The 26,476-nt window shown below is 60.5% G+C and carries 28 protein-coding genes and 2 pseudogenes; 22 read left to right on the plus strand and 8 right to left on the minus strand.

Features of this window, described 5'->3' with window-relative positions:
* Positions 1–118: 118 nt before the first annotated feature.
* The 3 genes from FJ546_RS29715 to FJ546_RS29725 form a co-directional block, all read right to left on the minus strand.
* Complete coding sequence (locus FJ546_RS29715; RefSeq protein ID WP_181168142.1) at positions 119–736, minus strand: Tim44/TimA family putative adaptor protein; 618 nt, start codon at positions 734–736, stop codon at positions 119–121.
* A 35-nt stretch (positions 737–771) separates the two neighbouring features.
* The gene (gene ctaD / locus FJ546_RS29720) at positions 772–2,367 is read right to left on the minus strand and encodes a cytochrome c oxidase subunit I (RefSeq protein WP_140892739.1); all 1,596 of its coding nucleotides are present in this window, start codon (positions 2,365–2,367) and stop codon (positions 772–774) included.
* A 96-nt stretch (positions 2,368–2,463) separates the two neighbouring features.
* The gene (locus FJ546_RS29725) at positions 2,464–3,126 is read right to left on the minus strand and encodes a 5-formyltetrahydrofolate cyclo-ligase (RefSeq protein ID WP_140883749.1); all 663 of its coding nucleotides are present in this window, start codon (positions 3,124–3,126) and stop codon (positions 2,464–2,466) included.
* A gap of 141 nt (positions 3,127–3,267) precedes the next feature.
* On the opposite strand from FJ546_RS29725, the gene FJ546_RS29730 reads away from it, so the two are divergent.
* Both FJ546_RS29730 and FJ546_RS29735 read left to right on the plus strand, forming a co-directional pair.
* The gene (locus FJ546_RS29730) at positions 3,268–4,113 is read left to right on the plus strand and encodes a LysR family transcriptional regulator (protein WP_140892741.1); all 846 of its coding nucleotides are present in this window, start codon (positions 3,268–3,270) and stop codon (positions 4,111–4,113) included.
* Positions 4,114–4,181: 68 nt separating this feature from the next.
* On the plus strand, positions 4,182–4,727 hold the full coding sequence (locus FJ546_RS29735; RefSeq protein ID WP_140892743.1) for a DUF488 domain-containing protein: 546 nt from the start codon (positions 4,182–4,184) through the stop codon (positions 4,725–4,727).
* 8 nt (positions 4,728–4,735) lie between these two features.
* Here the strand turns inward: FJ546_RS29735 and FJ546_RS29740 are convergent, their stop codons facing one another.
* The 3 genes from FJ546_RS29740 to FJ546_RS29750 all read right to left on the minus strand — a co-directional run bounded on the left by FJ546_RS29740 (position 4,736) and on the right by FJ546_RS29750 (position 6,855).
* On the minus strand, positions 4,736–5,299 hold the full coding sequence (locus FJ546_RS29740; RefSeq protein WP_140892744.1) for a nucleoside-diphosphate kinase: 564 nt from the start codon (positions 5,297–5,299) through the stop codon (positions 4,736–4,738).
* A 161-nt stretch (positions 5,300–5,460) separates the two neighbouring features.
* Entirely contained in the window at positions 5,461–5,925 is a 465-nt protein-coding gene (rnk, locus tag FJ546_RS29745; protein ID WP_140892746.1) for a nucleoside diphosphate kinase regulator, read from the minus strand.
* A 630-nt stretch (positions 5,926–6,555) separates the two neighbouring features.
* Positions 6,556–6,855 carry an XRE family transcriptional regulator gene (locus FJ546_RS29750; RefSeq protein ID WP_246687018.1) on the minus strand — a complete coding sequence of 100 codons (300 nt, stop codon included), beginning with the start codon at positions 6,853–6,855 and terminating at the stop codon, positions 6,556–6,558.
* A gap of 315 nt (positions 6,856–7,170) precedes the next feature.
* Here FJ546_RS29750 and FJ546_RS29755 point away from each other — a divergent pair, with 315 nt between their 5' ends.
* The 12 genes and pseudogenes from FJ546_RS29755 (at position 7,171) to FJ546_RS29805 (ending at position 15,390) form a co-directional block, all read left to right on the plus strand.
* Positions 7,171–7,698 carry a hypothetical protein gene (locus tag FJ546_RS29755; RefSeq protein ID WP_140892749.1) on the plus strand — a complete coding sequence of 176 codons (528 nt, stop codon included), beginning with the start codon at positions 7,171–7,173 and terminating at the stop codon, positions 7,696–7,698.
* A gap of 11 nt (positions 7,699–7,709) precedes the next feature.
* Positions 7,710–8,408: a CBS domain-containing protein gene (locus FJ546_RS29760; RefSeq protein WP_140892751.1), complete on the plus strand. Its 699-nt coding sequence runs from the start codon at positions 7,710–7,712 to the stop codon at positions 8,406–8,408.
* 32 nt (positions 8,409–8,440) lie between these two features.
* On the plus strand, positions 8,441–8,839 hold the full coding sequence (locus FJ546_RS29765) for a group III truncated hemoglobin (RefSeq protein WP_140892753.1): 399 nt from the start codon (positions 8,441–8,443) through the stop codon (positions 8,837–8,839).
* Positions 8,836–9,174 (plus strand): ferredoxin FdxA, encoded by a 339-nt coding sequence (fdxA, locus tag FJ546_RS29770; protein WP_140892754.1) that lies wholly within the window; start codon positions 8,836–8,838, stop codon positions 9,172–9,174. Before FJ546_RS29765 ends, fdxA begins: the two co-directional genes overlap by 4 nt.
* Positions 9,175–9,179: 5 nt before the next feature.
* Positions 9,180–11,198, plus strand: coding sequence for a hydantoinase/oxoprolinase family protein (locus FJ546_RS29775; RefSeq protein WP_140892756.1), 2,019 nt, complete (start codon positions 9,180–9,182; stop codon positions 11,196–11,198).
* Between the two features lie 545 nt (positions 11,199–11,743).
* Positions 11,744–12,331 (plus strand): GTP cyclohydrolase I FolE, encoded by a 588-nt coding sequence (gene folE / locus FJ546_RS29780; protein ID WP_140892774.1) that lies wholly within the window; start codon positions 11,744–11,746, stop codon positions 12,329–12,331.
* A gap of 59 nt (positions 12,332–12,390) precedes the next feature.
* Complete coding sequence (locus FJ546_RS29785; RefSeq protein WP_140892757.1) at positions 12,391–13,071, plus strand: RNA polymerase sigma factor; 681 nt, start codon at positions 12,391–12,393, stop codon at positions 13,069–13,071.
* A 115-nt stretch (positions 13,072–13,186) separates the two neighbouring features.
* Entirely contained in the window at positions 13,187–13,711 is a 525-nt protein-coding gene (locus FJ546_RS29790) for a DUF4142 domain-containing protein (protein WP_140892759.1), read from the plus strand.
* Between the two features lie 11 nt (positions 13,712–13,722).
* Positions 13,723–14,034, plus strand: coding sequence for a cupredoxin family copper-binding protein (locus FJ546_RS29795; RefSeq protein WP_140892761.1), 312 nt, complete (start codon positions 13,723–13,725; stop codon positions 14,032–14,034).
* Positions 14,035–14,211: 177 nt separating this feature from the next.
* Positions 14,212–14,355 (plus strand): annotated as a pseudogene (locus tag FJ546_RS31825) (homospermidine synthase); the annotation flags it as partial.
* Between the two features lie 62 nt (positions 14,356–14,417).
* Entirely contained in the window at positions 14,418–14,726 is a 309-nt protein-coding gene (locus FJ546_RS29800; RefSeq protein WP_140892762.1) for a hypothetical protein, read from the plus strand.
* A 65-nt stretch (positions 14,727–14,791) separates the two neighbouring features.
* A pseudogene (locus tag FJ546_RS29805) lies at positions 14,792–15,390 on the plus strand (cation transporter).
* Between the two features lie 75 nt (positions 15,391–15,465).
* Here the strand turns inward: FJ546_RS29805 and FJ546_RS29810 are convergent.
* Positions 15,466–15,681 (minus strand): hypothetical protein, encoded by a 216-nt coding sequence (locus FJ546_RS29810; RefSeq protein WP_140883725.1) that lies wholly within the window; start codon positions 15,679–15,681, stop codon positions 15,466–15,468.
* A gap of 414 nt (positions 15,682–16,095) precedes the next feature.
* Between FJ546_RS29810 and FJ546_RS29815 the strand changes: the two genes are divergently transcribed.
* From FJ546_RS29815 to FJ546_RS29845, 7 genes are all read left to right on the plus strand, one after another.
* Positions 16,096–17,943 (plus strand): assimilatory sulfite reductase (NADPH) flavoprotein subunit, encoded by a 1,848-nt coding sequence (locus tag FJ546_RS29815; protein ID WP_140892763.1) that lies wholly within the window; start codon positions 16,096–16,098, stop codon positions 17,941–17,943.
* A 9-nt stretch (positions 17,944–17,952) separates the two neighbouring features.
* Positions 17,953–19,674: an NADPH-dependent assimilatory sulfite reductase hemoprotein subunit gene (locus FJ546_RS29820; RefSeq protein WP_140892764.1), complete on the plus strand. Its 1,722-nt coding sequence runs from the start codon at positions 17,953–17,955 to the stop codon at positions 19,672–19,674.
* A gap of 31 nt (positions 19,675–19,705) precedes the next feature.
* Complete coding sequence (locus FJ546_RS29825) at positions 19,706–20,338, plus strand: peroxiredoxin (RefSeq protein WP_140892765.1); 633 nt, start codon at positions 19,706–19,708, stop codon at positions 20,336–20,338.
* Positions 20,339–20,377: 39 nt separating this feature from the next.
* The gene (gene metB, locus FJ546_RS29830) at positions 20,378–21,538 is read left to right on the plus strand and encodes a cystathionine gamma-synthase (RefSeq protein WP_140892766.1); all 1,161 of its coding nucleotides are present in this window, start codon (positions 20,378–20,380) and stop codon (positions 21,536–21,538) included.
* Between the two features lie 166 nt (positions 21,539–21,704).
* The gene (locus FJ546_RS29835) at positions 21,705–23,108 is read left to right on the plus strand and encodes a cytochrome ubiquinol oxidase subunit I (RefSeq protein WP_140892767.1); all 1,404 of its coding nucleotides are present in this window, start codon (positions 21,705–21,707) and stop codon (positions 23,106–23,108) included.
* The gene (gene cydB / locus FJ546_RS29840) at positions 23,105–24,115 is read left to right on the plus strand and encodes a cytochrome d ubiquinol oxidase subunit II (RefSeq protein ID WP_140892768.1); all 1,011 of its coding nucleotides are present in this window, start codon (positions 23,105–23,107) and stop codon (positions 24,113–24,115) included. The genes FJ546_RS29835 and cydB overlap by 4 nt, the downstream gene beginning before the upstream one ends.
* Before the next feature lie 140 nt (positions 24,116–24,255).
* Positions 24,256–25,325, plus strand: a protein-coding gene (locus FJ546_RS29845) for an IS630 family transposase (protein WP_140892769.1) whose coding sequence is annotated in 2 segments (ribosomal slippage) — positions 24,256–24,742 and positions 24,742–25,325 — 1,071 coding nt in all. Because the reading frame shifts where the segments join, the coding sequence is not laid out codon by codon here.
* Between the two features lie 75 nt (positions 25,326–25,400).
* Here FJ546_RS29845 and FJ546_RS29850 read toward each other — a convergent pair.
* A complete protein-coding gene (locus tag FJ546_RS29850) occupies positions 25,401–25,829 on the minus strand; it encodes a helix-turn-helix domain-containing protein (RefSeq protein WP_246687019.1) in 429 nt (142 codons plus the stop codon).
* A gap of 150 nt (positions 25,830–25,979) precedes the next feature.
* On the opposite strand from FJ546_RS29850, the gene FJ546_RS29855 reads away from it, so the two are divergent.
* Positions 25,980–26,476: chloride channel protein (locus FJ546_RS29855; RefSeq protein ID WP_140892771.1), on the plus strand; the 497-nt coding region annotated here is incomplete at its 3' end.

Below are 26,476 nucleotides of genomic sequence, written 5' to 3' on the forward strand. Positions count from 1 at the left end.
AGTGGAGCGCATCGCCACAAGCTGACAAATCCTCGAAGGCATCCAGGCCCCTCTGGGTTCGCTGCCCATCAACCATGGCAAGCCTGTCGGCCGGACTTATCGGAAGAGCTCATGCTTGTTATTCGCCTTCTGTGGCGATCAACATCCAATTCCGTTTCTTCGACTGAGTTTCACAGGCGAACGTCCACGTATCGATCATCTCGACGATCTGCCGGGGATCGCCGGCGACGACTGCATTGTTGGCCGAGCGCGTGACACTGACCACGTCGGAAACATACTGAACAACGATCTCAGCGGTGCCATTCCCCAGGAAAGCGTCGACGACCTTTGCTTGGTCCGTGCTTATGAAGGTGAGCTCCAGCATTTCTTGCCGATCCCGGCGTTTGACGATCTCTCGCTCGAAGGCGGCAAGCACCTCCGGTCCGACAAGGCGCTGCAATGTCTGGATGTCACTATCCGCAAACGCCCGCAGGATGGCTTCATAGGCCCTCTTGGCGCCGGACAGAAATGCGGCGAGGTCGAAATCCGGGTCGACCTTGCGAAGCGCATCTTGGGGCGTGTCCGCGGAGGACGTGTGTTCAGCACTGCCGTCCCGCCGCGCCGACGCAGTTTCCCGCTTGGCCTTCTCCTCGTTCCAGCGCGACAGAAGCTGGCTCCAGCTCCCAAGCATGGCCCAATAAAGCGCGATGATCGCCACGAGCAAGATCTGGCTGTTCGCATCTGTGGTCTCGTTCATGGTATTCACCCAACGACTTGTCGAAAATACACACCTCAATGGATGCGTGGCAGCCTTTCCCACTGATGGAAGGGCGGCGGCGAGGGCAGCTGCCATTCAAGCGTGGTCGCCCCTTCGCCCCATGGATTGGCGCTGGCCGGGCGCTTGCGGCTGAAAGCTTCCGCGACCGCGACGAAGAAGATGATCAGCCCCGCGGTCGAGATGTAGGATCCGATCGAGGAGACGAAATTCCAGCCGGCGAAAGCGTCGGGATAGTCGGCGTAGCGGCGCGGCATGCCGGCCATGCCGAGGAAATGCTGCGGGAAGAAGACGAGATTGACGCCGATGAACATCGTCCAGAAATGCAACTTGCCCAGCGTCTCGCTATACATGTAACCGGTCATCTTGGGGAACCAGTAGTAGAAGCCGGCGAAGATGGCGAAGACCGCGCCCAAAGACAGCACATAGTGGAAGTGGGCGATCACGAAATAGGTGTCGTGCAGCGAGCGGTCGATGCCGGGGCTGGCGACCATGATCCCGGTGACGCCGCCGATGGTGAAGAGCAGGATGAAGCCGGTCGCCCAAAGCATGGGCGTCTTGAACTCGATCGACCCGCCCCACATTGTGGCCAGCCACGAAAACACCTTCACGCCGGTCGGTACGGCGATGACCATCGAGGCGAAGGCGAAGTAGCGCTGGCTCTCGACGGAGATGCCGGTCGTATACATATGATGCGCCCACACGACGAAGCCGATCGCGCCGATCGCCACCATCGCATAGGCCATGCCGATGTAGCCGAAGATCGGCTTCTTGGCGAAGGTCGAGATGACGTGGCTGACGATGCCGAAGCCGGGCAGGATCATGATGTAGACCTCCGGGTGGCCGAAGAACCAGAACAGGTGCTGGTAGAGGATCGGGTCGCCGCCGCCCTCGGGAACGAAGAATGTCGTGCCGAAGTTGCGATCCGTGAGCAGCATCGTGATCGCGCCGGCAAGCACCGGCAGCGACATCAGCAGCATGAAGGCGGTAACCAGCATCGCCCAGGCGAAGAGCGGCATCTTGTGCATCGTCATTCCCGGCGCACGCATGTTGAAGATGGTCGTGATGAAGTTGATCGCGCCGAGGATCGATGACGCTCCCGCAAGGTGGATCGAAAGGATGACGAGGTCGACCGCGGGGCCTGGCTGGCCGGAGGTCGAAAGCGGCGGGTAGAGCGTCCAGCCGCCGCCATGGCCGAGCGTGCCGGGCGCTCCCGGCACGAACATCGAGGTGACGAACAGGGCGAACGCCATGACCAGCAGCCAGAACGAGATGTTGTTCATGCGCGGAAACGCCATGTCGGGCGCGCCGATCATGATCGGCAGCATCCAGTTGCCGAACCCCCCGATCAGGGCCGGCATGAGCACGAAGAAGATCATGATAAGGCCGTGGGAACTGACGACGACATTGTAGGTCATCGGATCGCCAAATATCTGCAGGCCGGGCTCCTGCAATTCCATGCGGATCAACACGGAAAGCGCGGTACCGAAGACCCCTGCCATGATCGAGAACAGCAGATAAAGCGTCCCGATATCCTTGTGGTTGGTCGAAAACAGCCACCTGGCGAGAAACCGAGGCTTGTGATCATCCAAGGCGGTTGCGGAATCCTGCATGTGTTTTCCCTGCTTCCTGCCAGCGCCCGGTTCAATGACGAAGGGTCGCTTGACGGCCGTCGTCACAATTGGAAAACCAGACCTTGCCTGTGTCGTTCACGCATCGGTGACGATCGTGTCCATGGGGATGTCGTGCGGCTGCGGGTAGATCGTGCGGATTTTGGCATGCCCGTAACCTACTCCGACGACGAAGGGTTTGTTTGGCATCGCGGCAAGAGTCCGGTCGAAGAAACCGCCGCCATAGCCCAGGCGATATCTCGCCTCGTCGAAGCCGACGACCGGCGCGATCACCACATTGGGCTGGACCGAGGGTCCGCGGGAGGGGACAAGAATGTTCCAGACGCCGCGTTCCAGCGGGTCGCCCGGCGCCCAGACGCGGAACTCCAGTGGCCAGCCTTTCTTGATGACGACGGGAAGCGCTATGCGCCCACCGCGCTCGATCACCCTTATTGCCCAGTTGCGAAGGTCGGGCTCGCCGCGGAACGGCCAATATGTGCTGATGATCCGTCCGCTGGTCTTGCCTATCGTCCGGTCCAGGGAGGATGCGATCTTTTCCGAACGAGCCTTTCTCTCCTCAACGTCAACCGCGAGGCGCTCCTCGATTAATCTTTGCCGCTCTGCTTTGCGCCAGCATGCGACGTCACTCCGATCTTCCGACTGGATCGCCAGCATCCCAAATTCGGGCATGAGTTCGTGCATGGAGCAGGGCGGAGAAGCAAATTGCCTTAATTCGCCATCGAGATCTTTCTCATCGGCCATCTCTAGAACTCCGTTTTGTGCTGGCTGGGCGATTCAGGCGCAACACGTCCGGCCCAAAAGCTGCGCTTCACGAAACAGGAAGGCAAACGGAATTAAATGCTGTATTGATGCAATATTATTGCATTGAATGTTGAGGTTGTGATGGACATCGACCGCGCTCGCACGTTTTTAGAAATCGTCCATTCCGGCAGCTTTCTGAGGGCTGCCGACCGACTCCACGTCACCCAGACCACGGTAAGCGCGCGCATACGCACGCTGGAGGAAGAACTCGGACGTCAGCTCTTCATCCGGAATCGCAATGGCGCGCAGTTGACGCCGGCGGGTCGGGAGTTCGAACGGTTTGCCCAGTCATTCGTCCAGATATGGGAGCGCGCCCGCCATCAACTCGCCATCCCATCGGGACGAACAAGTGTCGTTGCCTTGGGCGGAGAGCTCAGCCTGTGGAACCCGCTCCTGCTCGATTGGCTGGTCTGGATGAAGAAGGCCAAGCCTGAAATCGCCATCCAAGCCCAAGTCGGCGTACCGGACCAGCTCCTCGAGCAACTCAGGACTGGCGTTCTGGACATTGCAGTGCTCTATGCGCCGAAGCTGCTGCCGGGTTTCAGGGTAGAGCTTCTCGTCGAGGAGCAGCTCGTCCTGGTTCGGACCACGGACAAAGAGGGGGAACCTGCCGGCCCCAAGGACTATGTCTATGTCGATTGGGGGCCGCTGTTTGCGGCCCAGCATGGTGCCAATTCCTCTGCCTTCGGCGAGCCGGGATTGATGGTCGGCCTTGGCCCGCTCGGGCTGAGCTACATCCTGCGCGCCGGCGGAATGGGTTATTTCCGCAGGGGCGCGGCAGCTCCTCATATCGAAGCGGGGCAGCTGGAAGTCGTAGCAGGCGCGCCGGAATTCACCTACCCGGCCTATGCAGTCTATCCGGAAGCAAGCGAAGCGCGAGCCGACGTGCAGGACGCGCTACGCGGGCTGAAGCAAGTGGTAAAATGATCGTCCTTCCAGGCTCGAAGCCACGATTCGCATGGCTGGAATGATGGATCGCAACGGATTGACCGAACATGCCTTATCCGTTCCACACCATTGGTCACTCGACCCGGTCGATCGTCGAATTCGTCGCCCTGCTAGGGGTTGGAAAGATCGCCCTGGTGGTCGACATAACGACCGTCCGACGATCGCGGGCGAACCCGCAGTTTAACAGCGAGGTGCTCCCGGAAAAGCTGGCAGCGTTCGGGATCGGATATGAATTCATTGCCGAACTTGGCGGCCTGCGCGGCAAGGCGCACGACATCCCACCGACGCTCAACGCATTCTGGATCAACCAGAGTTTTCACAACTACGCCGACTACGCGCTGTCGGTGGAATTTCTTGAAAGCTTGAACCGACTTGTGTCCCTCGGCAGGCAGCGGCGATGCGCCATCATGTGCTCGGAAACGCTCTGGTGGCGCTGTCACAGAAGAATTGTCGCGGACTATCTCCTTAGCCGCGGCGAGTCCGTTTTTCATCTGATGGGCCATGACAAGGTCGAGCCGGCGAATCTCACCGACGGCGTGAAGGCAAGGCCCGACGGAACGCTTGTCTATCCGCCTTCACAGCCTTCGGAATAGTCCAGCCCTCAGGCCGCCGACGGACCCGGGTCGTCGAACTCGGTGTCGAAAGCCGCCATGACTTTGTTCTCCGCCTTGTCTTGCAGCTCATCAGAACGATGGACGACGCGGAGAACCGGTCCGCCCAGTCGCCACGAGCCCGGCGCGGCACCCCCCGCCAGCTTCAATCTTTCGCGCCTTGCCGCTTCAGGCTGATAGACCACTTCATGCACAGTCAGCGTTTCAAGGCAGCCGTTCGCAGTCGGAATGGACATGGACTGACCTTCGGCCAGACCAAGCAGCGCCAGGCCGCGCGGATTGGTGATAGGCAAAAGCATGCCAACGAGACCGCGCATCTCGTCATGTGCGACAATGCGGGTTTCGGCAGGGCCGTCGTTTACTTGATAAGCGACGCGGCTGCTGAGCGTCACGACGGTTGCCGGAATGTCCTCCCGAAACACTACAACTGCGCTCGAAATCTTCCGTTGAAGGATAGCCGAGAAGGTTTCGTCGCGAGCTGGGTGGCGCTCCCGCATCACTTCGAGAATCGTGTAGTCCTTGATGGTTAGTTGGCAGGTATCGATAGTGGGCATGGCACGTCTCCTGCCGGGCCCTTGAAAGGGATCCGGCGTCAAGCATTTGATCGGGTGTGGAAAGCTACCCCTGTGCCGGACCAGGACAGGCCGGCGCAGGGGTCAGACTCCTGCGATCAGGGTGCCTGCGTGATTGAGGAGACGGATGGAAACGCCCATGCCTAGACGCCCGCCGCAATCGTCGGAGACGCTGGCGCGGGCCGATCGACCGGATCGCCTTCCGGACTGGGCTGGTTCACTGCAAGCACCGACAGTTCGTGCTGGCGCCCATCGCGCGCGGTCCAAATCATCGACTGCCCGGACGAGAGGCCGATCAGAGCCGTGCCAATCGGCGTGAGGATTGAAACCTTGCCTTCGGAGATATCCGCATCGCCTGGGAAAACCAGCGTGACGGTTTTGGCATCGCCCGTGTCGGGCTTGAATGTCACCGTCGAGCCCATCTGAACGATGTCGGCGGAGACCCAGCCATCGGCCACGACGCGCGCGCGCTCGAGTTCGGCGAGCAGTTCATCGGACGCGTCCGGATTTCGTGCCGCCACAGTGCTCGCAAGCACTGACAGACGCGCGTGGTCCGACTGCGAGATTCGGATGTTCGGCTTACGCCGGGTTTTCTTATTGTCTTGCATTTGAATACTCGTACTTCTGCTCGGACCAGCCGCCCACAGAGGGTGTCGGAACCGAGCCAATTCGTGAAAATCTTGATGGAACGCCGATGCTCCGGAGGCTTGAGCCCCTGCGGGACCATCCCACGTGAGTAAACGCACCGCCCCACGGCTCGGGGCGCGCATGGCAGCCGAGCCGGGGGTTACAGGCCCGCGATGGGGCAAACCCGGAAAAGAAAATCGCGACGAATTTTGACGGCGGCGTTCATAAGACCATAGTTGGTGAAGTAATCCCGGAAGTCAAGACAGTCACCCGGTGAAACTTGGCGGGCGTCAATTCTGAACTAGTCAGAGCGAGCACCAAGCAACGTTCTTATCACCAGCTCTCTTCCGGTCCTGTTTATCCCGGTCCCGCTCGGTCTTTCTTCCGCCAGTCCGAGGAAAACAAGACGTTCGGCCAAGGCTTTCGATAGAGATGGGTAAGGTCCGCGGTTCATTCGCTTGAGTGCCGTTTGCTCCTCTTCGGTGAGATCGCCCCAGATAACCGTCATTGAGGGCCACCCTCCTTGTTTGCACTGTCAAGCCGATGCCGATTCTGGATTGTCCAGCGATGGGCTCCGACCGTGAATTCATTGAGCCTCGAAGACCTCGATCCTATGGAACGGCATCTATACCGACAATGCCGCCTTCATTCTCCAGAACGCCGATCCGCTTGACTTCCGAGCGGTTGAGTTTCAGGCGAACGCCGATACCGCCGCCGTTCTCGGCGATGAAAACGGCGCCGGCGTTTTCAAGCGCGGTTTGCAGCGTGTCGCAGACATCCTTGCCGGGAAGGCTGATCCGGCGCTCGAATTCTTCGATGATCAGCGCGTCCACGCCTGAATTGCTGGCTAGCTTTTCACGGGTCCATTCGACCAGCGCGCGAGCGGCACGGCATTGAGCACCCGTAATCATCATAAATCTCCTTCTAGATCGCCTTCGGGAGCGAAATCACCGCCTGCTGAAAGCCACGGCGCTCCGGCGCGACGACTTTATCCATCAAAAGTGCATATCGAATCCGAAAAGGGAAGGCCGCGTTATCAGTCGCAATCGAAATTATGATGCAAAATAGTTGTGCTAAAGCGACAATAAATTTCATTTGTCTTGCATTTAAGGATGAGTGAAGCTCCGGCGCAGTGAAATTGACAGGATCAGGTGCCAGCAGCAGGTCTCAACGCCAGGACGTGGAAATCCTAGCGGTATCGTGCGAAGGGCACCTTAGGCTCAGCGATGATGATGGACACCCTTGACCACGATATCGGCGTAATATTTTCCGGTCCGAGCCACCAGCGCAATGCGGTCGGTCGAATGGTAGCCGCCAACCACCTCGACATGCATGACCGCGCCCCAATCGCTCCCGCGAATGACAGCGCTCTCAAAATATGGCTTCGTGAGGAACTGTTGCTGCAAGCACAGACCCGGCTGCCGATCACCTATGCAAGACTGGCCAAGAGCCTGGTTGCTTCGGACGCGGCAGGCGTGATCCGGGATGCACTCGAACAACTGATGGACGACGATGCCGACGAAGGCCTGCCATTGCTGGCGGCTGTTGCCGTGAAGACGCTCGAACCTGGTTTACCCGCTCCCTGGTTCTTCCGGAAAGCCGAGGACATGGGACTGTTCGTTGGCGATCCGGCCGATCTGGACGCCTATGCTTTCCATGCAAGGGAGTTCTATCGCGCCATCCAGCTCCATGCTGGCAACGGGCAAGCCTCTGGAACGACCTTGCCGCCGTTCCTGTCGCCTGCAGGCAGGTGAAGGAGAACGAAATGCTGACCGCCAAGGACATCATGACGTCACCGGCCATTTCCGTAGGGCCGGACAGTACGGTGGATGAGGTCGCCGATGTTCTGCTGTCGCACGGGATCAGCGCGGTGCCGGTGATTGATCGAGGTGCACTGCTGGGCATTGTCAGTGAAGGAGACCTGATCCGCCGGGCGGAGATCGGCACCGAGCCGCAGAGTCGGTCCTGGTGGCGTCATTTTTTTTCCAACAACGCGGTTCAGGCGGAAGGCTATGTCAAGTCTCATTCCGAGCATGTGATCGACGTCATGACACAGCAGGTCGCGACGGTGGTCGAGAGTACGCCAGTCGCTGAGATCGCAACCCTGCTTGAACACAATCGGATCAAGCGTGTCCCCGTGCTGCGCGACGGACACGTGGTGGGGATCGTCAGTCGCGCCAATCTAGTGCGAGCTTTGGTCGTTGCCAGGAAAGGTTGGCGGGCTCCGGTCTCGCATGACGACAGCAGTATCAGGCTGGAGATTATTGACGCCTTGCGATCCGAATCGTGGCCTTCGACCGGAAGTTCGGACGTGACCGTGACCAACGGCGTGGTTACGTTCTGGGGAGCTTACCTGTCGGAACAGGAGCGGAAAGCTTCGCTCATCCTGGCTGAAAACACCGTTGGCGTGCGGGCTATTGATGATCACCGCATTCCCCTCGATATGACCTATGTCGTGGTCTGAAGGGGCGGATAGCGCTGGACCAGAGTATGCCCTTGATGCAGACAGTCCTGATTTCCGAAGAGCAGGTTCGACAACTCGTCGACTCCTTCTACGGCAAGATCCGCGCCGACGCGGATCTTGAACCGATTTTCGAGCGCGTCGTTGCCGGCGATTGGGAAACGCATCTGGCGAAGATGTATGATTTCTGGTCCTCAGTCATGCTGACCAACGGGCCTTGCAAGGCAAGTTTCGCCGCGGTCCACAAGCACAAGGGTGGGTTGGAGCCCGATCTGCTCGACCAGTGCCTCGCCTTGTTTGGCAACAGTTGCGACGAATTGCTGGACAGCGAGACTTCGGGACTCTGTTGGCTGAAGGCCGCTCACATAGCTGAAAGTCTGAAGCTGTCCTTGTTCTATCGCCCTGAACGGTCATGGCTGAGAAACGCCGCATGACGTTCGTGGTCACCGACAATTGCATCAGATGCAAATACATGGACTGCGTGGAAGTCTGTCCCGTGGACTGTTTCTATGAAGGCGAGAACATGCTCGTCATCCATCCCGATGAATGCATCGACTGCGGCGTCTGCGAACCCGAATGCTCCGCGAAGGCCATTTTTCCCGGCACCGCGCCTGGTCTCGACGATTGGCTCGCGCTGAACGCCGGGTATGCGTCTGTGTGGCCTAATATTGCGATCAAGCGTGATCCGCCCGTCGACGCCAAGGCGTTCGACGGCGAAGCGAACAAGCTCGCGAAATATTTCTCGCCGGAACCCGGGCTGGGCGATTGATCAAAATGAACGCATATGCGCACCAGCCGTCGCCTCTGTATCTGGGCATCGACACCGGCGGCACGTACACCGATGCCGTGCTGTGGTCGGAATCCACAGGCATCGTGGCCAAGGCCAAGTCGCTGACCACGCGACACGATCTTGCCGCGGGCATCGCCGGCGCCGTCGACGCTGTTTTGTCCGAGGCTGCCATCGAACCCAGCGCGATCAAGCTCGTCTCGATGTCGACCACGCTCGCAACCAACGCCCTCGTCGAAGGGCAGGGCGGACGGGTCGCGCTGGTGATGATCGGCTTCGCTGAGGCCGATCTTGCCCGGAACGGATTGTCAAAAGCTCTCGGCTCCGATCCCGTGATCTTTTGCCCGGGCGGACATGACGTCCACGGCGATGCGCGTCGGCTGGTGCTGGACGCCCTCGTGGCCGCATTGCCGTCTCTTGCCGAAACGGTCTCAGGCGTCGCCGTGGCCTCCTATTTTGCGGTTCGCAATCCCGAACATGAGATCGCGGTACGTGACGTCATCCGCGAGCGCACCGGGCTTCCGGTGACCTGTTCGCACGAACTGTCGTCGAAACTCGGCGGCCCCCGTCGGGCGCTGACCACGCTTCTCAATGCGCGACTGATCTCGATGATCGATCGCCTTGTGGACGCCACCGAGGGCTTTCTGACAAGACGCGAGATCGTCGCTCCGCTTATGGTCGTGCGCGGCGACGGCGCGCTTATCTCCGCTGAATTCGCTCGCGCCCGGCCGATCGAGACCATCCTGTCAGGACCAGCGGCAAGCCTGGTGGGGGCGCGCTACATGACCGGCATCAATGACGCAGTGGTGTCCGACATCGGCGGCACCACCACCGACATCGCCGTTCTGGACGGCGGCCGCCTGCGGCTCGACCCGGAAGGCGCTACCGTCGGCGGAATGCGAACCATGGTGGAAGCCGTCGCCATGCGCACCTTTGGCCTCGGTGGAGATTCGGAAGTCTCGCTCCATGAGCGGTCGCTGACTTCGACGATCGTCCTCGGCCCCCGTCGGCTCGTGCCGCTAGCGCTAGCCGCGGTGAAGCACGACGATGCCATATACAAAGGCCTCAAGCGGCAATTGCTCAGCCCTAACACCAGCCGGCTGGACGGCCGCTTTGCATTGCGCACAGGCGTGCCCGAGCGTCTGGCTGCGGGCCTGACAGTTACCGAGGAGCGGCTCTATGCTGATATTTCGGCAATTCCCGCAGCGCTTGATCGGCTGCTCGTATCGACGTCACAGGTCGCGACACTCAATCGCCTGGTCGCGCGCGGTCTGGTGCATATCGCGGGCTTCACGCCATCCGATGCGGCCCATGTGCTCGGTCGGCAGGACAACTGGGATCCTGTAGCGGCTCGACTTGGCGCCGAATTGTTCGCACGCAAGCGCGACGGCCAGGGGCATCGTATCGCCAAAGGCGCAGAAGCATTTTCCGAGATGGTTCTCACCGCCGTCACCCGGCGTTCTGCCGAAGCCATTCTTGAAACAGTCTTTGCCGAGGACGGGCTGGATGGCGGCGTCTCTGTTGCCAATCCGCTGGTTCAGCGTGCGGTTGGCCGACGAGGCGGCATGGCGCAGTTGTCGATCGCACTCGACCGGCCGGTGATTGGCCTAGGGGCCTCCGCCGCGCTCCATTATGCCGGTCTGCCGCAATTGATCGGCAATGACTGCAGCATCGCCGAACACGCCGATGTCGCAAATGCGTTGGGTGCCGTCGTCGGGCAGGTGCGGATGTCGGCGGAAGCGCGCGTCAGCCAACCCGAGATCGGGCTTTTCCGCCTTAATTCAGGCGAGCGGCTGGACGACTATGATACCGAGGACGAAGCAATGGCCGCCGCCGAAGCCCACATTCGTGCCTTGGCGGCAGGTCTTGCTGAGCGCGCCGGGACCGATCAGGCGCGAATCGAAATCGCACGGGACATAAGGGTTGCTACAATCGAAGGCGAGCGCAGTTTCGTGGAAGCCATCGTCGTCGCGACAGCCACCGGGCGGCCTCGTATCGCGTCCTGACCTAGATCGGGGCCGCCCTGTGGCCACGGCCGGCACGTTACGCACGCTGGAGCCACTCGCCGATCCGAAGACCGATGTAGGCCTGGTGCCAATCAATACTCCGCACGCCAGCGGGGCTTCGCAGTGGGTGCATGTGCCGTCGACCGCCAGCAAACGGTCGCCGACGCGTACCAGGACCACCAGCTGACCGGCGGCATGGGCATTATCGCGATTGCCACGATGAACACACCAACAGCGAGGTCGGGGTCGGTTTCCACGGACTGTTTCGATGCCATCTTGGTTCTCCTTCACGATCCTGACTGCGTGCGTCGACCATGCCCCAGACATGAAATTGGATGCAGCGCTTTTCGAAAAGTTCCCTTGGTTCGCCACGGGTGGGAACCTTCCTCGCTGTGTCGTGCCCATCGGGAACCAATCCACGATAGGCGCATCCAATGGTCTCGAGCATGAAACTGGAGAGACTTATGGACCTGCATTCGCAAATTCTGGACGGTACCGAAGACGGTGTGCCGGGCTCCGCCCACGGAAGTTCAGCGACAAACGGGATGCCCAGGACAGTCGGCCGCGCCCGCCCGACGCGCTTCGATGCAGAGGCCGCGGTCAGGACGTTGATCTCATGGGCCGGCGACGATCCGGCCCGGTCCGGGCTTGTCGATACTCCTGCGCGTGTTGTGCGGGCTTATGAAGAGTGGTTTGCCGGCTATCGGCAAGATCCTGTGAGGCTGCTCGAACGGACGTTCGATGAGATCGGCCGCTATGACCAGGCGGTCGAACTGCACGACATAGCGTTTCATTCTTTCTGCGAGCACCACATGGCGGCAATCCACGGCAAGGCGTACATCGCCTACATGCCCGTCAACCGAGTGGTAGGCATCTCCAAATTGGCAAGGGTTGTCGAGGCTTGCGCCCGCCGCTTGCAGATACAGGAGCGGCTCACGGATGATATCGCTTGCGCCATCGAGGATGCCCTGCAGCCGGGTGGAGTGGCTGTCGTGCTTGTAGCCGAGCATGGCTGCATGACATCGCGCGGCGTCCACGCGCACGGCACCCGCATGGTCACCAAACGCATGCTCGGCGTTTTCGACACGAACGTCGATTTGAGGCGCGAATTCCTGTCGTCGATTCCGGTGTGACGAATTTTCGGGAACCCTTGTTGTCGAGACCCATCTATTGAAGGGCAAGGAGACTGCTCATGTCATACGTTCGACGAGACGCGACCGAAATCATCGCTGCCTCTGGCGACCTGGAATTGGCTCAGCGGGCCCTAGCGCGCGACGGCGCTGCCTTCCGCGCCATCATCAAGACGCATAACCAGCGGCTTTACCGTATCGCGCGCGGCGTGGTTCGCAACGACAGCGAGGCCGAGGACATCGTCCAGGAGGCCTATGTCAGGGCCTTTGCCCATCTCGAGAGTTTTCGCGGCGATGCCTCGCTCGGCACGTGGCTGTCACGCATCGTCATCAACGAAGCGCTCGGCCGGTTGCGTAAAAGACGGCGAACGGTAGCGATGCCCGAGAACCCGCAAGCCGAGATTATCCAGTTTCCCCTCAACCCCAGCGACGATCCGGAGCGGACGATGGCGCAACGGCAGATCCTGGCCCTTGTCGAACGCGCGACCGACAGCCTTCCAGTTCTCTACCGCATGGTGTTCGTGGCACGGGTGATCGAGGGCCTGAGCATTGAAGAGACTTCAGAACTACTCGGCGTGCGGCCCGAAACCGTCAAGACCCGCCTGCATCGCGCCCGCACGCTGCTGCGCAAAGCGCTGGACGACCAAATCGGGCCGCTGCTGCTCGATGCCTTCCCCTTCGCCGGCCGGCGCTGCGAACGGCTTACAGTTGCCGTGATGAAGCGGCTCGGCCTGGAAGGCTGACCCTCGTTAGATTCAGCTGATTTTGGCGGGAACGTTTGCTGCCGCAGCGCATCCAATGACCGTCAACTGAAAACGATGCCCGATGCGGTTCCTGCATCCGGGCGAAGGAGATGCCATGCTTATTCGTCACACAGCCGCCTTGGCCGCCATGCTGCTGCTCGGCACTGCCCCGCTCGCGCAAGCCGCCGACAAACCGACCGACCCGCAGATCGCTCACATCGCCTATACTGCCGGCGTGATCGATGTCGAGGCGGCAAAGCAAGCGCTCAAGAAGTCGAAGAACAAGGAGGTGCTCGCCTTCGCTAAGGACATGGTGCGCGACCATGAGGCGGTGAATGTGCAGGCGCTCGACCTGGTCAAGAAACTCAAGGTGACGCCGGAAGACAACGACACCAGCAAGGCGCTGACGAAGGCTGCTGCCGAGGAACGGGCCAAGCTCGCCAAGCTCAAGGGCGCCGCCTTTGACAAGGCCTATGTCGACAATGAGGTGGCCTATCACAAGCAGGTCGACGGCGCCCTTGAAACGCTGCTCATCCCGTCGGCCAGCAATGCCGAGTTGAAGAGGCTGCTGGAGACCGGCCTGAAGATATTCCAGGGCCATGAGCAGCATGCCGAACACGTCGCCAGTATGCTGAAATGAGGCCGGCGCTAATGGTGCCGAAACGTCATCTTTGGATTGCACTGGCGCTGACAGTCATTGCTGCGCCGGTGAAGGCAGAAACCATCCAGGTCACCATCGACAAGCTGGTGTTCTCGCCAGCGACGGTCGAGGCGAAGGTTGGCGATACGATCGAATGGGTGAACAAGGACATGTTCGCTCACACGGCCACCGTCAAGGGCGGTTGGGAGGTGATGATCCCGCCGAAAAAGTCCGCAAGCCTGACATTGAAGGCTGGGGGAGCGGTCGACTATTTCTGCCGCTTCCACCCCAACATGAAGGGCCACATCGCGGTGGCGCCGTAACTGAAGCGCGGGATCGCGGCAGGCGCCGCGATCCCGCAATTTGGGAGGTGCTTCGTTCCCTGGGGAGGTTGCACAAGCAAAAACCGCGTTTGGCTTTGCGGGCGCCGGAGGCTTCGGCGTCATTCAAGTCAGCATGCTGCGCTCGCTCGGACACCTGCCGCGCAAGGGCAGCGCGCCTTTCTGGTGATACATAACGAATCCATCGCGATTGCCGATTACTTCACGGTTCGCGAAGATGACGCAAGGTGATCTCCGGCTGCTTGCCACCATGCCTATCATCCCCGCGACGACGCGGTGCTGTCCCTGCAGATGTTCGGCCGACAAGGCGAAGGTCTTCCTCGCCACCTGTTGACGATTGCCAAGGTTATCCTCAGAATCTGGGCATGGCCCGGGACATAGGCGTTGGCGATGAGGTGGCGCTTGTCGTCACCATTTTGAAACAGCTCGGGAATGGGCGGGCGAGCGTCAGCATTCCCTCGTACCATTTCCCCTTCTCGATCGAGCCGCCTGCCAAGGCAAAGCGAGGTGACACGCATCCGATCACCGGTCAGATCACCAGCGTTGATGACGATGCCGGCAAGGTGACGGTCAAGATCGGCGGCCTTGTCACCGTAGATTCCGACACTGTCACTGTCTTGAAGAAATATCGCCCGCCAATGCGGCGAACGCTGCCGCGCGACCCGCCCACTTGACCGTTCAAGCAGGATTTGCGGCCCTGATCATGGAAGCGCTGTGCGGCGCATGATAACGGGTTTCGATGACCTCAAAATCAGACAACGACACGCTGCGCAGAGTTGTCCAACTTGTGGCAATCCTCAACCTGGCCTACTTCGGCATCGAGTTCACCGTGGCGAGGGCCATTGGCTCAGTATCGCTATTCGCGGACAGTATCGATTTTCTGGAAGATGCTTCCGTCAATCTCCTGATCGTGTTGGCAATCGGCTGGACAGCGCGCAACCGAGCGCGGGTCGGCATGACCTTGGCCGGCGTTCTTCTGATCCCCGCCTTGGCGACGCTCTGGACGGCCTGGGAAAAGTTCAATCTCCCGGTCGCGCCGAACGCAGCGCTGTTGTCATTGACCGGTGCAGGGCGCTGGTCATCAACCTGTCATGCGCCCTCATGCTAGCCAAGTATCGCCACCATAGCGGCAGTCTCACCAAGGCGGCGTTCCTATCGGCACGAAATGACGCGTTTGCAAATGTCGTCATCGTTGCCGCCGGGCTGGTAAACTGCCTACGTCTGGGTGTCTGCGTGGCCGGATTTGATTGTCGGGCTATGTATCGCCGCCATGATGCTGACGCTGCACGCGAAGTCTGGGGCGCGGCACGAGAAGAACGGGGGCCGACGCGTAGTTGATGTCCGATGGACGCAGCGTCCACCCCTCAGCAAGCAAGGAAGCTTCTCGGTGTTTGCGGCCCGGCAGGCCGGTGATCACTTCTTCTGTCGATCGAAAAGCATGGTCATGCCGCGAACTCTTGCCATTTCGGTCAGCAGTTTCTGCAGAGCTGCGTCGGTAACCGCTGTGCCGGTACGCTCCCTCAAGATCGCTATGCTCGCCGCCGTCGAAATGAAGGCAGCTCCCGTATTCTCGGATAAGAGTCTTCCAATTGCCGTTGCTAAGTCGGCATTTTCATCAATCGTTTGCATCGTTCTGTTCTCCCCGAGCGGACTGCAAGCATCACCAACGCATGGATCGCCGCAGGCGGTCTTGATCGACCGGATGTCCTTGCGCAGCTAAGCACGCACAAACCCGCAAGTTGCCGCCTGCGTTATCTCGACACAATAAAAACTGGAATCCGCCAAGCGCATTTTTCGACCATGGGACGCATCGTTTTTAGAAGGAACGATACGTGATCGAGCGAACCATAGAATGGGCGTTTCAACAGTCATTTGCAGCAAAATTCTTGCTTCAAACTAACAATATCATTCATTTGTCTTGGCCAAAACTCGAATGCAATGGTCGCGCCTGGCAGCCCGGCAGGGCATCTCGGATGCGAGCTCCGTCAGGCTCCTTAATTTGGCAAAAAGCACAGCCAGGACTGTGCCGAAGGAAGCGATCAGATGACTGCATTCGAGTTTCCGGGCCCAGGCTTTACGGCCGAGCAATGGGAACGGATCAACGCCCTGACGATCTCGCTGAAGCCCGGACAAGGGCTCTGGATCAGCGGTTATTTCGCCGGGATCGATCACAGCGCGCGTTCACTGGTCGGAGACATTGCTTCTCCCTCCCCATCTGATCACTCTGTGTCGGTCGTGCCGCGAGCGATTTCCTCGAGGTCGCTGACGATCATTTTCGGCGGTGAGACCGGCAACAGTTCCGGTCTCGCCAGGACACTTGGCGAAGTCGTCCGCAGGCAAGGACTTGAGCCAATCCTGGTTGACATGGCTGACTACAAGCTGCGCAAACTCAAGGACGAGCAGGACATTTTGATCGTTACAAGTACCCACGGCGAGGGCGATCCACCGCTTTCAGGCATGGGCTTCTTCGAATTCGTCGAGAGCCGAAAGGCGCCGCGCCTCGAAGGCGTGCGCTATGGCGTACTTGCGCTCGGCGATTCCACCTATGAACGCTATTGCGAAGCGGGTAAGCGTCTCGATCGGCGACTGGCCGAACTCGGTGCGGTGCGACTGCAGGACCGGGTCGATTGCGACGTTGATTATGAAGATCAGGCCGCCGGGTGGATCGCAGCTGCCGTGGCCAAGCTCGCGCCGGCTGCATTGGGACCACGCTTGCAAAATAGGGCGGCTGGCCCTGCGAGCGTGTCTTCCGCGGCTGTGGTCGAAGCGCCGACATTCGACAAGCACACGCCGTTCCCGGCAGCCATCATTGATAATCTTGTCCTCACCGGACGCGGATCGAGCAAGGAAACCCGACACATTGAACTGTCTCTGGCTGGCTCGGGACTTGCATTCGAACCGGGTGACGCACTTGGTGTCATGGCGCGCAACGATCCGGCCTTGGTCGAAATGCTGCTGAATAAGCTGTCCCTGGACGCCGATGCAAACTTTTCCGGCAAGGGGCTCACGACCACGCTCGGTGTCGCGCTGGCCGAGCACCTGGAAATCACTGTCGCCACGCCGCGCTTCCTCGACCAATGGGCAGAGCTCACAGGCGCAAGCAAGCTTCAGGAACTGCGTGGCGAGCACCAGTTTCAGGCTCGCGCCACGTTTCTGCGTAGCCATCAGGTCATCGACATCGTCCGCGAGTTCCCCGTTCCCGGGATCGATGCGCAAACTTTTGTCGCAGGACTGAGACCTTTGCAGCCACGGCTCTATTCGATCGCATCGAGTCCTTCCGCCGTGTCCGACGAAGCGCATCTGACGATCGCCACCGTGCGCTATGATCTGCACGGTCAGCCGCGTGCCGGCGTCGCTTCTGGCCACTTCGCCGAACGCGGCGCACCGGACACGACGATACCGGTCTACGTCCAGGCCAACCCGCATTTCCGTCTGCCGGACGGTGACGTTCCCATCATCATGATCGGGGCAGGCACCGGCGTCGCACCCTACCGTGCATTCCTGCAGGAGCGCGAAGCGCAAGGAGCCGCGGGTAAATCCTGGCTCGTTTTCGGCGAGCGCAATTTCAGCAGCGATTTCCTCTACCAGACCGAGTGGCAGGGTTTTCTGAAGGATGGCGTGCTCAGCCGGATGAACGTCGCTTTCTCCCGCGACAGCGCCACCAAGACCTATGTCCAGCACCGCCTCACTGAGCACGCGCGCGATGTCTACGCCTGGTTGGAGGAGGGCGCGCATGTCTACGTCTGCGGCGATGGCACGCATCTCGCCCCCGACGTGCACGCCGCTCTTGTTGGTGTGGTGCAACAGCAACGGGCATGCGGCAAGGCCGCCGCCAACGACTATGTCGGCGGCCTGCTGCGCGATCACCGCTACCAGATCGATGTCTATTGAGGTTCGCGCATGACAATGCCCCAGTTAAATACGAACCGTAGCCGAGACCTTTCGCAGCCGCTGGATAAACTCGGGCGCGACGAGAGGATGAAGGCGGCAAGCGATCAGTTGCGTGGCACCATAGCGGCGGGCCTCGCCGAAGAGCTTACTGCCGCCGTGCCTGGTGACGACATCAAGCTGATGAAGTTCCACGGCCTCTACCAGCAGGACGACCGCGACATCCGTGACGAACGCCGTCGGCAAAAGCTTGAGCCGGACTACACCTTCATGGCTCGCATCCGCCTGCCCGGCGGTGTCTGCAGTCCCAGCCAATGGCTGAAGCTGGACGAGCTTGGGCGCGCTCATGCAGGCGAGACGCTGCGGCTGACAACGCGGCAGACGTTCCAGCTGCATCGCGTCAAGAAGCAGAATCTGCGCGCGACCATGCAGGGTTTGCGCGACGTGCTTCTGGACACCAAGGCAGCCTGCGGCGACGATTCCCGCGGCGTCATGTGCTCGGTCAATCCGCGGCTCTCCACCTTGCACGCCGAGGTCTATGCACTGGCCAAGCGCGCCAGCGATCACGCCATCCCCAAAACAGCGGCTTATCGGGAGATCTGGTATGGCGAAGAGCGCACGGAGGTTTCAGGGCCGGAAGAACCGCTCTATGGCCGCACCTACATGCCGCGAAAATTCAAGATCGGCTTCGTCATTCCGCCGATCAACGACATTGACGTCTACGCGCAGGATCTGGGCTTCATCGCCATTGCTGCCAACGGCAAGCTTGAAGGCTTCAACATTGCCATTGGCGGCGGCATGGGCCGTACCGACCAGGCGCCAAAAACCTATCCGAGGCTAGCCGACGTGATCGGCTTCGCCGACGTCGACAAGGTGCTGCAGGTCTGCGACGCGGTCATGCAGGTACAACGCGATTATGGCGACCGGATCGATCGTGGCCACGCACGCTTCAAATACACAATCGACGACAAGGGCCTTGACTGGATCAAGGCCGAGATCGAGGCAAGGCTCGGCTTTTCGCTGGCGGCTGCCCGTTCGTACGAATTCATATCGAACGGTGACCCGATTGGATGGACGCGTGGAGAGGACGGGCGCGAGCACTGCACCCTCTTCATCGAGAACGGCCGTATCATCGGCACTGTCATGGATGGCCTGCGCGCAATCGCCCGTATTCACGAGGGCACGTTCCGCATCACGCCGAACCAGAACCTGATCATCGCCGATATCGCGCCGGAGGCCCGGCCCGATATCGAAGTTCTGATGAAGGAATTCGGGCTCGACCGTCTAAACAGGGCAAGTGGGTTGCGCCTGAATTCGATGGCGTGCGTAGCGCTGCCGACCTGCGGTCTCGCCATGGCCGAAAGCGAGCGCTATCTGCCGAACCTTATCGGCAGCATCGATGCCATCCTGGCCGCACATGGCCTGACGGACGAGCCGATCACCATTCGCATGACCGGCTGCCCCAATGGCTGCGCGCGTCCCTACATCGCCGAGATCGCCCTGACCGGCCGCGCGCCTGGCAAGTACAACCTCTACCTCGGTGGCGGCTTTCACGGTCAGCGGCTGAACAAGATGGTTCTCGAGAACGTCGGCGAAGCCGCCATTCTCGACATGCTGGCGAAGGTGATCGCGCACTTTGCGACGGATCGACGGTCGCACGAGCGTTTCGGCGATTTCGCCATCCGCGCCGGCTATGTCGCGGAGGTCAAGGAAGGCCGGCATTTCAACGACTGACGCTTCAAGATCAAACAGGAAGGACGAAATCATGTCATTGCAACTGGGCCAGATTGCTCCGGACTTCGAGCAGCAAAGCACGCAGGGAAAAATCCGCTTCCACGAATGGCTCGGCAATTCGTGGGGTATCTTCTTCAGCCACCCGAAGAATTTCACCCCGGTCTGCACCACCGAACTGGCGGAAGTCGCCCGTCTCAAGCCGGAATGGGACAAACGTGGCGTCAAGCCGCTCGGCCTCTCGGTCGACGATGTGGAGGCACACAATCTTTGGGAAAAGGACATCGAGGAAACGCAAGGACACGCACTCAATTTTCCGATGCTTGCCGACACCGACAAGAAGGTCGCCAACCTCTACGGCATGATCCACGCCGAAACGGACCCCAATGTGACGGTGCGCGCCGTCTACGTTATCGACCCAAACAAGAAGATCCGCCTCAGCCTGACCTATCCACCAAGTGCTGGTCGTAATTTTTCCGAAATCCTGCGCGCCATTGACAGTTTGCAGCTCACCGACAATCAGAAGGTCTCCACGCCGGTGAACTGGGAGCCGGGCCAGCCGGTCATCATCTCGCCAAGCCTCAGCAACGAGCAGGCGAAGGAGCGATTCCCCCAGGGTTGGAAAGAATTGCGCCCTTATCTGCGCATGGTCCAACTGCTAAACTGATTCCGGCCAACGCCGCTCCTGAAGTGCGAGGTCGCCACCATGACAAAGCCCAGAGATCCTCGCACTATTTCAGCGGCGAACGGCATCGCCGCCGACACTGGCTTCGGCGCGGTCACGCCGCCGATCTATCTCTCAAGCACCTTCGTCTTTCCAGGCTATGAGCAGGCAGGGCGTTACGAATATACCCGCGCCGGAAATCCGAGCCGTGACATGCTGGCTGACACATTGGCCAGGCTGGAAGAGGGCGTCGGCGCCGTCGTCACGTCCTCGGGCATGGCCGCGGTCGATCTGGTGCTGGGGCAGTTGGGACGAGACGATCTCGTCGTTGCGCCGCATGATTGCTACGGGGGTACCTACCGGCTGCTTTCAATTCGCCGCGACAAAGGACATTTCGATGTCCTCTTCGTTGATCAGGGGAATGCAGAGGCTTTATCGGCGATGTTGGCAAAGAAGCCGGCCTTGGTGCTGATCGAGACACCGAGCAATCCGCTGATGCGCGTCGTCGACATCTGCTCGATCGCCTCTCAGGCAAAAGCTGTCGGCGCGAAGGTTGCAGTGGACAACACCTTCCTGTCGCCCGCTCTGCAGCGGCCGATCGCGCTGGGTGCCGATTTTGTCGTCCACTCGACCACCAAATACCTGAATGGCCATTCCGATGTGGTGGGTGGCGCCGTCATCGCGGCGCAACAGAGCGATGTCGAGGCACTTGGAGAATGGGCGAAGGCCACCGGTGTCGCAGGAGCGCCGTTCGATGCCTACCTGACGCTCAGGGGCCTTCGCACGCTGTTCCCGCGTATCGAGCGGCAGCAAGCCAACGCGGCGGCAGTGGCCACTTTCCTGCAAAAGCAGCCGCAAGTGAGCGCCGTCCATTATCCGGGTCTTCAATCCCATCCCGGCCATGCAATCGCCAAGGCTCAGCAAGCCGGGTTCGGAGCGATGCTGAGCTTCGAACTGGCTGGAGGCGTGGAGGCGGTTCGGCGCTTCGTCGAAGCAGTCGAAGTTATCACGCTGGCCGAGTCTCTCGGCGGCGTCGAAAGCCTTGTTGCCCATCCGGCTACCATGACCCATGCCGGAATGGGCGCCGAGGGCCGAAAGGTCGCCGGAATAAGCGACAGCCTTCTGAGGCTATCGGTCGGCCTCGAAGCGGAGACTGATCTGATCGCCGACCTTGAGCTAGCGCTTTCCAAAGCCGCTGGTTAGGAGGGACCGATCTACTGGAGAAGAGGTGGTTAAAAAACGGCGCTATCGACACCGTCGCTAGTTACTATAGCTTGACGACGGCCTGAAGACGAGCCCTGTCCACTGTCGTGGCTACGGCGCAGTTGGATTTATGAGGCCAGCTCGTTTTCGTTTGGAGAGACGAGTGATGGACTTCGATCCTGTATTCCTGTCGCGATTGCAATTCGCCTGGGTCATCGGCTGGCACATCCTGTTGCCGGCCATCACCGTGGGATTGGCCGCGTTCATCGCGATGCTGGAAGGTCTCAATTTTTTTTCCGGGAAGGACATCTATCTCCGCATCTCGACGTTCTGGATCAAGATATTCTCGATTGCTTTCGGCATGGGCGTCGTCACCGGGGTCGTCATGCCTTTCCAGTTCGGCACGAACTGGAGCCGCTTTTCCGACGCGACCGCAAATGTGCTTTCCCCGCTTTTCGCCTATGAAGGCCTGACGGCGTTTTTCCTCGAGGCGGCCTTCCTCGGCGTCCTTCTTTTCGGACGGCAACTGGTGCCGCGTTGGGCGCATTTCGTTGCCGCGCTAATGGTGGCGCTCGGCACTTTGCTGTCTTCCTTCTGGATCCTGTCGGCCAACAGCTGGATGCAGACGCCGGCCGGGTACGAGATCATCGATGGCCGTTTCTTACCGACGGACTGGTTCAAGGTGGTCTTCAATCCTTCCTTTCCCTATCGGCTGGCGCATACCGTCGTCGCCTTCTTCGTCACGACAGGATTCGTCGTCATGGGCGTCGGCGCCTATTTGATGCGTCGCGGGCGATCCGTTGAGGAAGGCCGAACGATGCTGTCGATGACGCTCTGGCTGCTGACCGTGCTGGTCCCGCTGCAGATGTTCATCGGCGACCAGCATGGACTGAACACGCGCGAACACCAGCCGGCCAAGCTCGCCGCCATCGAGGCGCGCTGGGAAACCGCCCGGCAGGTGCCGCTGACGCTTTTCGCCATTCCCGACGACAGAGGCGAGCGCAACCTCTTTGCCATCGACGTTCCCTGGCTCGGCAGCCTCATCCTCACCCATGAACTCGATGGCGAGGTCAAAGGCCTCAAGGACTTTCCGGCCGACCAGCGCCCGCCTGTCGCGATCCCCTTCTTCGCCTTCCGGATCATGGTCGGCTGCGGCATCCTGATGCTCGGCCTCGTCCTTTTCGGCGGATGGCTTCGTTGGCGCGGCCGGCTGGACACATCGCCGGCCTTTCTCAGGATTACCCAGATCGCGGCGCCCATCGGCTTCGTGGCGGTCATCGCCGGATGGCTGACCACCGAGGTCGGACGCCAGCCCTGGACGGTCTATGGCCTTTTGCGCACGGCCGAATCGGTCTCGCCATCCCTGACCAGGTCCGACGTCTTGATCTCGCTGCTCGGCTATATCGCCGTCTACCTCATCATCTATCCGGCGGGCCTCTTTCTGATGCTGCGCATCGTGCGCAAGGGCCCGGCAATTGTCGCCGAAGAAGGTGCGGAGATCGAAGGGGGACGGCCGGAGGCGCCGGTCCGCGCCGGAGCCGTCGAACTTCGGGAAGGAGAAGTGCGATGACCCAGGTGCTCGACTTCGTGCCGATCTGGACGCTGATCCTCGGCATGGCGGTTTTCTTCTACGTGCTGCTGGACGGTTTCGATCTCGGCGTCGGCATGCTCTACGGCTTCGCCCCCGACACTGCGTCCCGCAACACGATCATGAATTCGATCGCGCCGATCTGGGACGGCAACGAAACCTGGCTGGTGCTGGGAGGGCTTGGGCTTCTGGCGGCGTTTCCGCTTGCCTTCGCCATCATCATTCCGGCGGTGTATTTTCCGGTCCTCGTCATGCTGCTGGCGCTGGTCTTTCGCGGCGTGGCGTTCGAGTTCCGCTTCCGCGACGTCGAGCACAAGACGTTCTGGGATCATGGCTTCTGCTATGGCTCGGCCATCGCCACTTTCGCGCAAGGCGTCGTGCTCGGCTCTTTCATCCAGGGTTTTGAGGTCACTGGCAGACAGTTTTCCGGCGGTTCCTTCGATTTTCTGACGCCATTCTCGCTATTGACAGGTTTCGCCCTGTTGTTCGGCTACAGCCTTCTGGGCGCTGGCTGGCTGATCCTGAAGACCGAGGGCGAGGTGCAGGCAGCCGCGCGCCGCCACGGCCGAGTCTGCCTTGTCGGCGTCCTCATTGGCATCGGTGTCGTCAGCATCTGGACGCCGTTCATGAGCCAAGCCATAGCCGCGCGCTGGTTCTCCTGGCCCAACATTCTGTATTTGGCACCGGTACCAGTCGCGACAGCGGCCGTCGCCTTCTTCACTTGGCGGGTACTGGGCAGTGCAAGTGAGACGAAGCCTTTCGTCGGCGCCATCGGTCTCTTTGCGCTTTCCTATGTTGGGATCGCCATCAGCCTCTTCCCGATGATCGTTCCCTACCATTTCACGCTTTGGGAATCGGCCTCTTCAGAACGCACCCAGGCTTTCCTGCTCGTCGGGACTCTTGTGTTGTTGCCCGTGATCCTGATGTACACCGGCTGGTCGTATTGGGTGTTCCGCGGCAAAGTTCGCGCTGACGTTGGCTACCATTGAACAGGTTTTTCGGACGCTGGCCGACACAGTTGCTCTCATATTTACATGGTATCTAATACCAACGGTCTCGGGCGCTGACTCTTTCGTGATTTTGTGTCGCAGGCGGACCGTGATTCCCTGATGCCGAAGGAGATTCGGCGATGGGTTCAGCGGTGAAATTACGGGATGACTATTCGGCGAGCGAACTTCGACGCCTTGCGCGGGCTTCGAAGGATGTGCGGCAGAGCAGCCGGCTATTATCGATCGCGGCGGTTCTGGACGGGATGAACCGAACCGATGCGGCGCGGATCGGCGGGATGGATCGGCAGACGCTGCGCGACTGGGTGCACCGGTTCAATGCTGCAGGCCCCGACGGTCTTCTCGATCAGTGGTCGCCTGGTCCGCTGTCGCGGCTGTCGCCAGAGCAGCAGAGCGAATTGGCTGCGATGGTGGAGACGGGGCCGGACCGAGCCGTTGACGGCGTTGTGCGCTGGCGGCGCATCGACCTGAAGCGCGTCATCAAGGAGCGCTTCGGCGTGGACTACGACGCGCGCTATGTCGGGAAACTGCTGCACAAGCTCGGCTTCTCGCACATCAGTGCGCGCCCACATCATCCGGGCCAGGATGCCCATATTGTCGAGGAGTTCAAAAAAACTGGCCACGCACGCTGAAGGCGCATCTTTGCGACCTGCCGCCGCGCACGAAGGTGGAACTTTGGTTCCAGGATGAGGCCCGCATCGGCCAGAAGAACGGCATCGTGCGGCAATGGGCAAGGCGCGGCACCCGGCCCCGCCAGCCGGCCGATCAGCGCTACAAGAGTGCGTATCTGTTTGGTGCGATTTGCCCGGCGCGCGGCGCCGGGGCCGCTCTGGCTCTGCCCTTTGCCGACACCGAGGCCATGCAACGCCATATCGACGAGATCAGCCGCCATGTTGAAAAGGACGCACACGCTGTGCTCGTCATGGATCGTGCCGGATGGCACACCACAGCCAATCTCAGGATGCCGAAAAACATGACGGCGATCTTCCTGCCCTCGCGCTCTCCGGAACTGAACCCGGTCGAAAACGTCTGGCAATATCTGCGGCAGAATTGGCTCTCAAACCGCGTCTTCGACGACTACGACGCCATCATCGACGCCGCCTGCGAGGCTTGGCAGAAGCTCCTCGCTGCGCCCGAAACCATCACATCAATCGGAATGCGGCAGTGGGCGCACGTCGGTCAAACTCCATGACTCTTGGTATAACTGGCTCGTGCAAGAAGCTGCGTGTTGCGACGAGCCAATGCCAATGAAGTCGACCAGTTCGGATCATTCCTCGCCACGACGCAGCAAGCGTCTCAGCATCGGCTCTATCCGCGAAAGCTCGTCGAGATGCGCAACCGAAAGGTCGGCCAGGTGGTCGTCGGCACGCACCGTTAACTGCAGCAGCACACGACGGTGGTCGTCCTTGTCCTGATCCCGTGCGACCAGCCCGGCCTCGCCAAGGCGATTGACCAATTCGACGGCGCTGTGGTGGCGGATGCGCAGGCGCTTCGCGAGGTCGCCGACCGTCACCGGTCCACCACCCGGATATCCCTTGATCGCAAGCAGCGCCTGATGCTGGCGTGGGGTCAGCCCGGCATCATGTGCCTGGACCTGGCTGAATTCGAGGAAGCGGCGGATCAGGTAACGAAAATCCGACAGCCGCTGGTAGTCGGCCTGGCTGATGGCGGGGCGTGGTTTTTGCGGATGCGTCATTTTTGACACTTGTTCCATTCCGATCGGTTTTAGCAAGAACGGCCTTGTCTATTTATATCGTATTACGATACATAGCGAACCGACAAGCATGCCGTGTCCGCCGACACAGTCATCCGGCACATGCGATGCGTCCGCAGAATGAGAGCAGCAATGAAACCTGATCACGCCAGCCCCGACCATCTCCGAGATTTCACGACCGATGCAAGGGTGCTGCTGGTTGCCGCGATAGCGGTGGTGGTAGCGACGGCGGGGCTGTTTGCCGGCATCGCGCTTTTGAAGCTGATCCGGCTGGCCACCAACATTGCCTATTTTGGCCAGTTCACGCTCGCCGACCTGAAGCTCGAGGACACTCCGCTGGGCTATGCCTCCGTCATCGTCCCTGTGGTCGGCGCGCTGATCATCGGCCTGATGGCGCGCTTCGGCAGCGAGAAGATTCGCGGCCACGGCATTCCCGAGGCCATCGAGGCTATCCTGCTCGGGCGCTCCAGGCTCGATGCCAAGGTTGCGATCCTGAAGCCGCTGTCGTCGGCAATCTCGATCGGTTCCGGCGGACCGTTCGGCGCCGAGGGGCCGATCATCATGACCGGCGGCGCGATCGGCTCGCTGATCGCGCAGATGCTGCCGGTCACCGACAATGAACGCAAGAC

The organism is Mesorhizobium sp. B2-4-19 (assembly GCF_006441315.1).
GTDB lineage: Bacteria > Pseudomonadota > Alphaproteobacteria > Rhizobiales > Rhizobiaceae > Mesorhizobium.

Coding starts and splice junctions, on each gene's coding strand:
- FJ546_RS29850 (WP_246687019.1), bottom strand. CDS start 25,829: ATGACGCATCCGCAAAAACCACGCCCCGCCATCAGCCAGGCCGACTAC.
- fdxA (WP_140892754.1), top strand. CDS start 8,836: ATGACGTTCGTGGTCACCGACAATTGCATCAGATGCAAATACATGGAC.
- FJ546_RS29790 (WP_140892759.1), top strand. CDS start 13,187: ATGCTTATTCGTCACACAGCCGCCTTGGCCGCCATGCTGCTGCTCGGC.
- cydB (WP_140892768.1), top strand. CDS start 23,105: ATGACCCAGGTGCTCGACTTCGTGCCGATCTGGACGCTGATCCTCGGC.
- FJ546_RS29835 (WP_140892767.1), top strand. CDS start 21,705: ATGGACTTCGATCCTGTATTCCTGTCGCGATTGCAATTCGCCTGGGTC.
- FJ546_RS29785 (WP_140892757.1), top strand. CDS start 12,391: ATGTCATACGTTCGACGAGACGCGACCGAAATCATCGCTGCCTCTGGC.
- FJ546_RS29740 (WP_140892744.1), bottom strand. CDS start 5,299: ATGCCCACTATCGATACCTGCCAACTAACCATCAAGGACTACACGATT.
- FJ546_RS29820 (WP_140892764.1), top strand. CDS start 17,953: ATGACAATGCCCCAGTTAAATACGAACCGTAGCCGAGACCTTTCGCAG.
- folE (WP_140892774.1), top strand. CDS start 11,744: ATGCCCAGGACAGTCGGCCGCGCCCGCCCGACGCGCTTCGATGCAGAG.
- FJ546_RS29730 (WP_140892741.1), top strand. CDS start 3,268: ATGGACATCGACCGCGCTCGCACGTTTTTAGAAATCGTCCATTCCGGC.
- FJ546_RS29775 (WP_140892756.1), top strand. CDS start 9,180: ATGAACGCATATGCGCACCAGCCGTCGCCTCTGTATCTGGGCATCGAC.
- FJ546_RS29715 (WP_181168142.1), bottom strand. CDS start 736: ATGAACGAGACCACAGATGCGAACAGCCAGATCTTGCTCGTGGCGATC.
- FJ546_RS29760 (WP_140892751.1), top strand. CDS start 7,710: ATGCTGACCGCCAAGGACATCATGACGTCACCGGCCATTTCCGTAGGG.
- FJ546_RS29810 (WP_140883725.1), bottom strand. CDS start 15,681: ATGCAAACGATTGATGAAAATGCCGACTTAGCAACGGCAATTGGAAGA.
- rnk (WP_140892746.1), bottom strand. CDS start 5,925: ATGCAAGACAATAAGAAAACCCGGCGTAAGCCGAACATCCGAATCTCG.
- FJ546_RS29750 (WP_246687018.1), bottom strand. CDS start 6,855: ATGATTACGGGTGCTCAATGCCGTGCCGCTCGCGCGCTGGTCGAATGG.
- FJ546_RS29725 (WP_140883749.1), bottom strand. CDS start 3,126: ATGGCCGATGAGAAAGATCTCGATGGCGAATTAAGGCAATTTGCTTCT.
- FJ546_RS29735 (WP_140892743.1), top strand. CDS start 4,182: ATGCCTTATCCGTTCCACACCATTGGTCACTCGACCCGGTCGATCGTC.
- metB (WP_140892766.1), top strand. CDS start 20,378: ATGACAAAGCCCAGAGATCCTCGCACTATTTCAGCGGCGAACGGCATC.
- ctaD (WP_140892739.1), bottom strand. CDS start 2,367: ATGCAGGATTCCGCAACCGCCTTGGATGATCACAAGCCTCGGTTTCTC.
- FJ546_RS29825 (WP_140892765.1), top strand. CDS start 19,706: ATGTCATTGCAACTGGGCCAGATTGCTCCGGACTTCGAGCAGCAAAGC.
- FJ546_RS29815 (WP_140892763.1), top strand. CDS start 16,096: ATGACTGCATTCGAGTTTCCGGGCCCAGGCTTTACGGCCGAGCAATGG.
- FJ546_RS29795 (WP_140892761.1), top strand. CDS start 13,723: ATGGTGCCGAAACGTCATCTTTGGATTGCACTGGCGCTGACAGTCATT.
- FJ546_RS29755 (WP_140892749.1), top strand. CDS start 7,171: ATGATGATGGACACCCTTGACCACGATATCGGCGTAATATTTTCCGGT.
- FJ546_RS29800 (WP_140892762.1), top strand. CDS start 14,418: ATGGCCCGGGACATAGGCGTTGGCGATGAGGTGGCGCTTGTCGTCACC.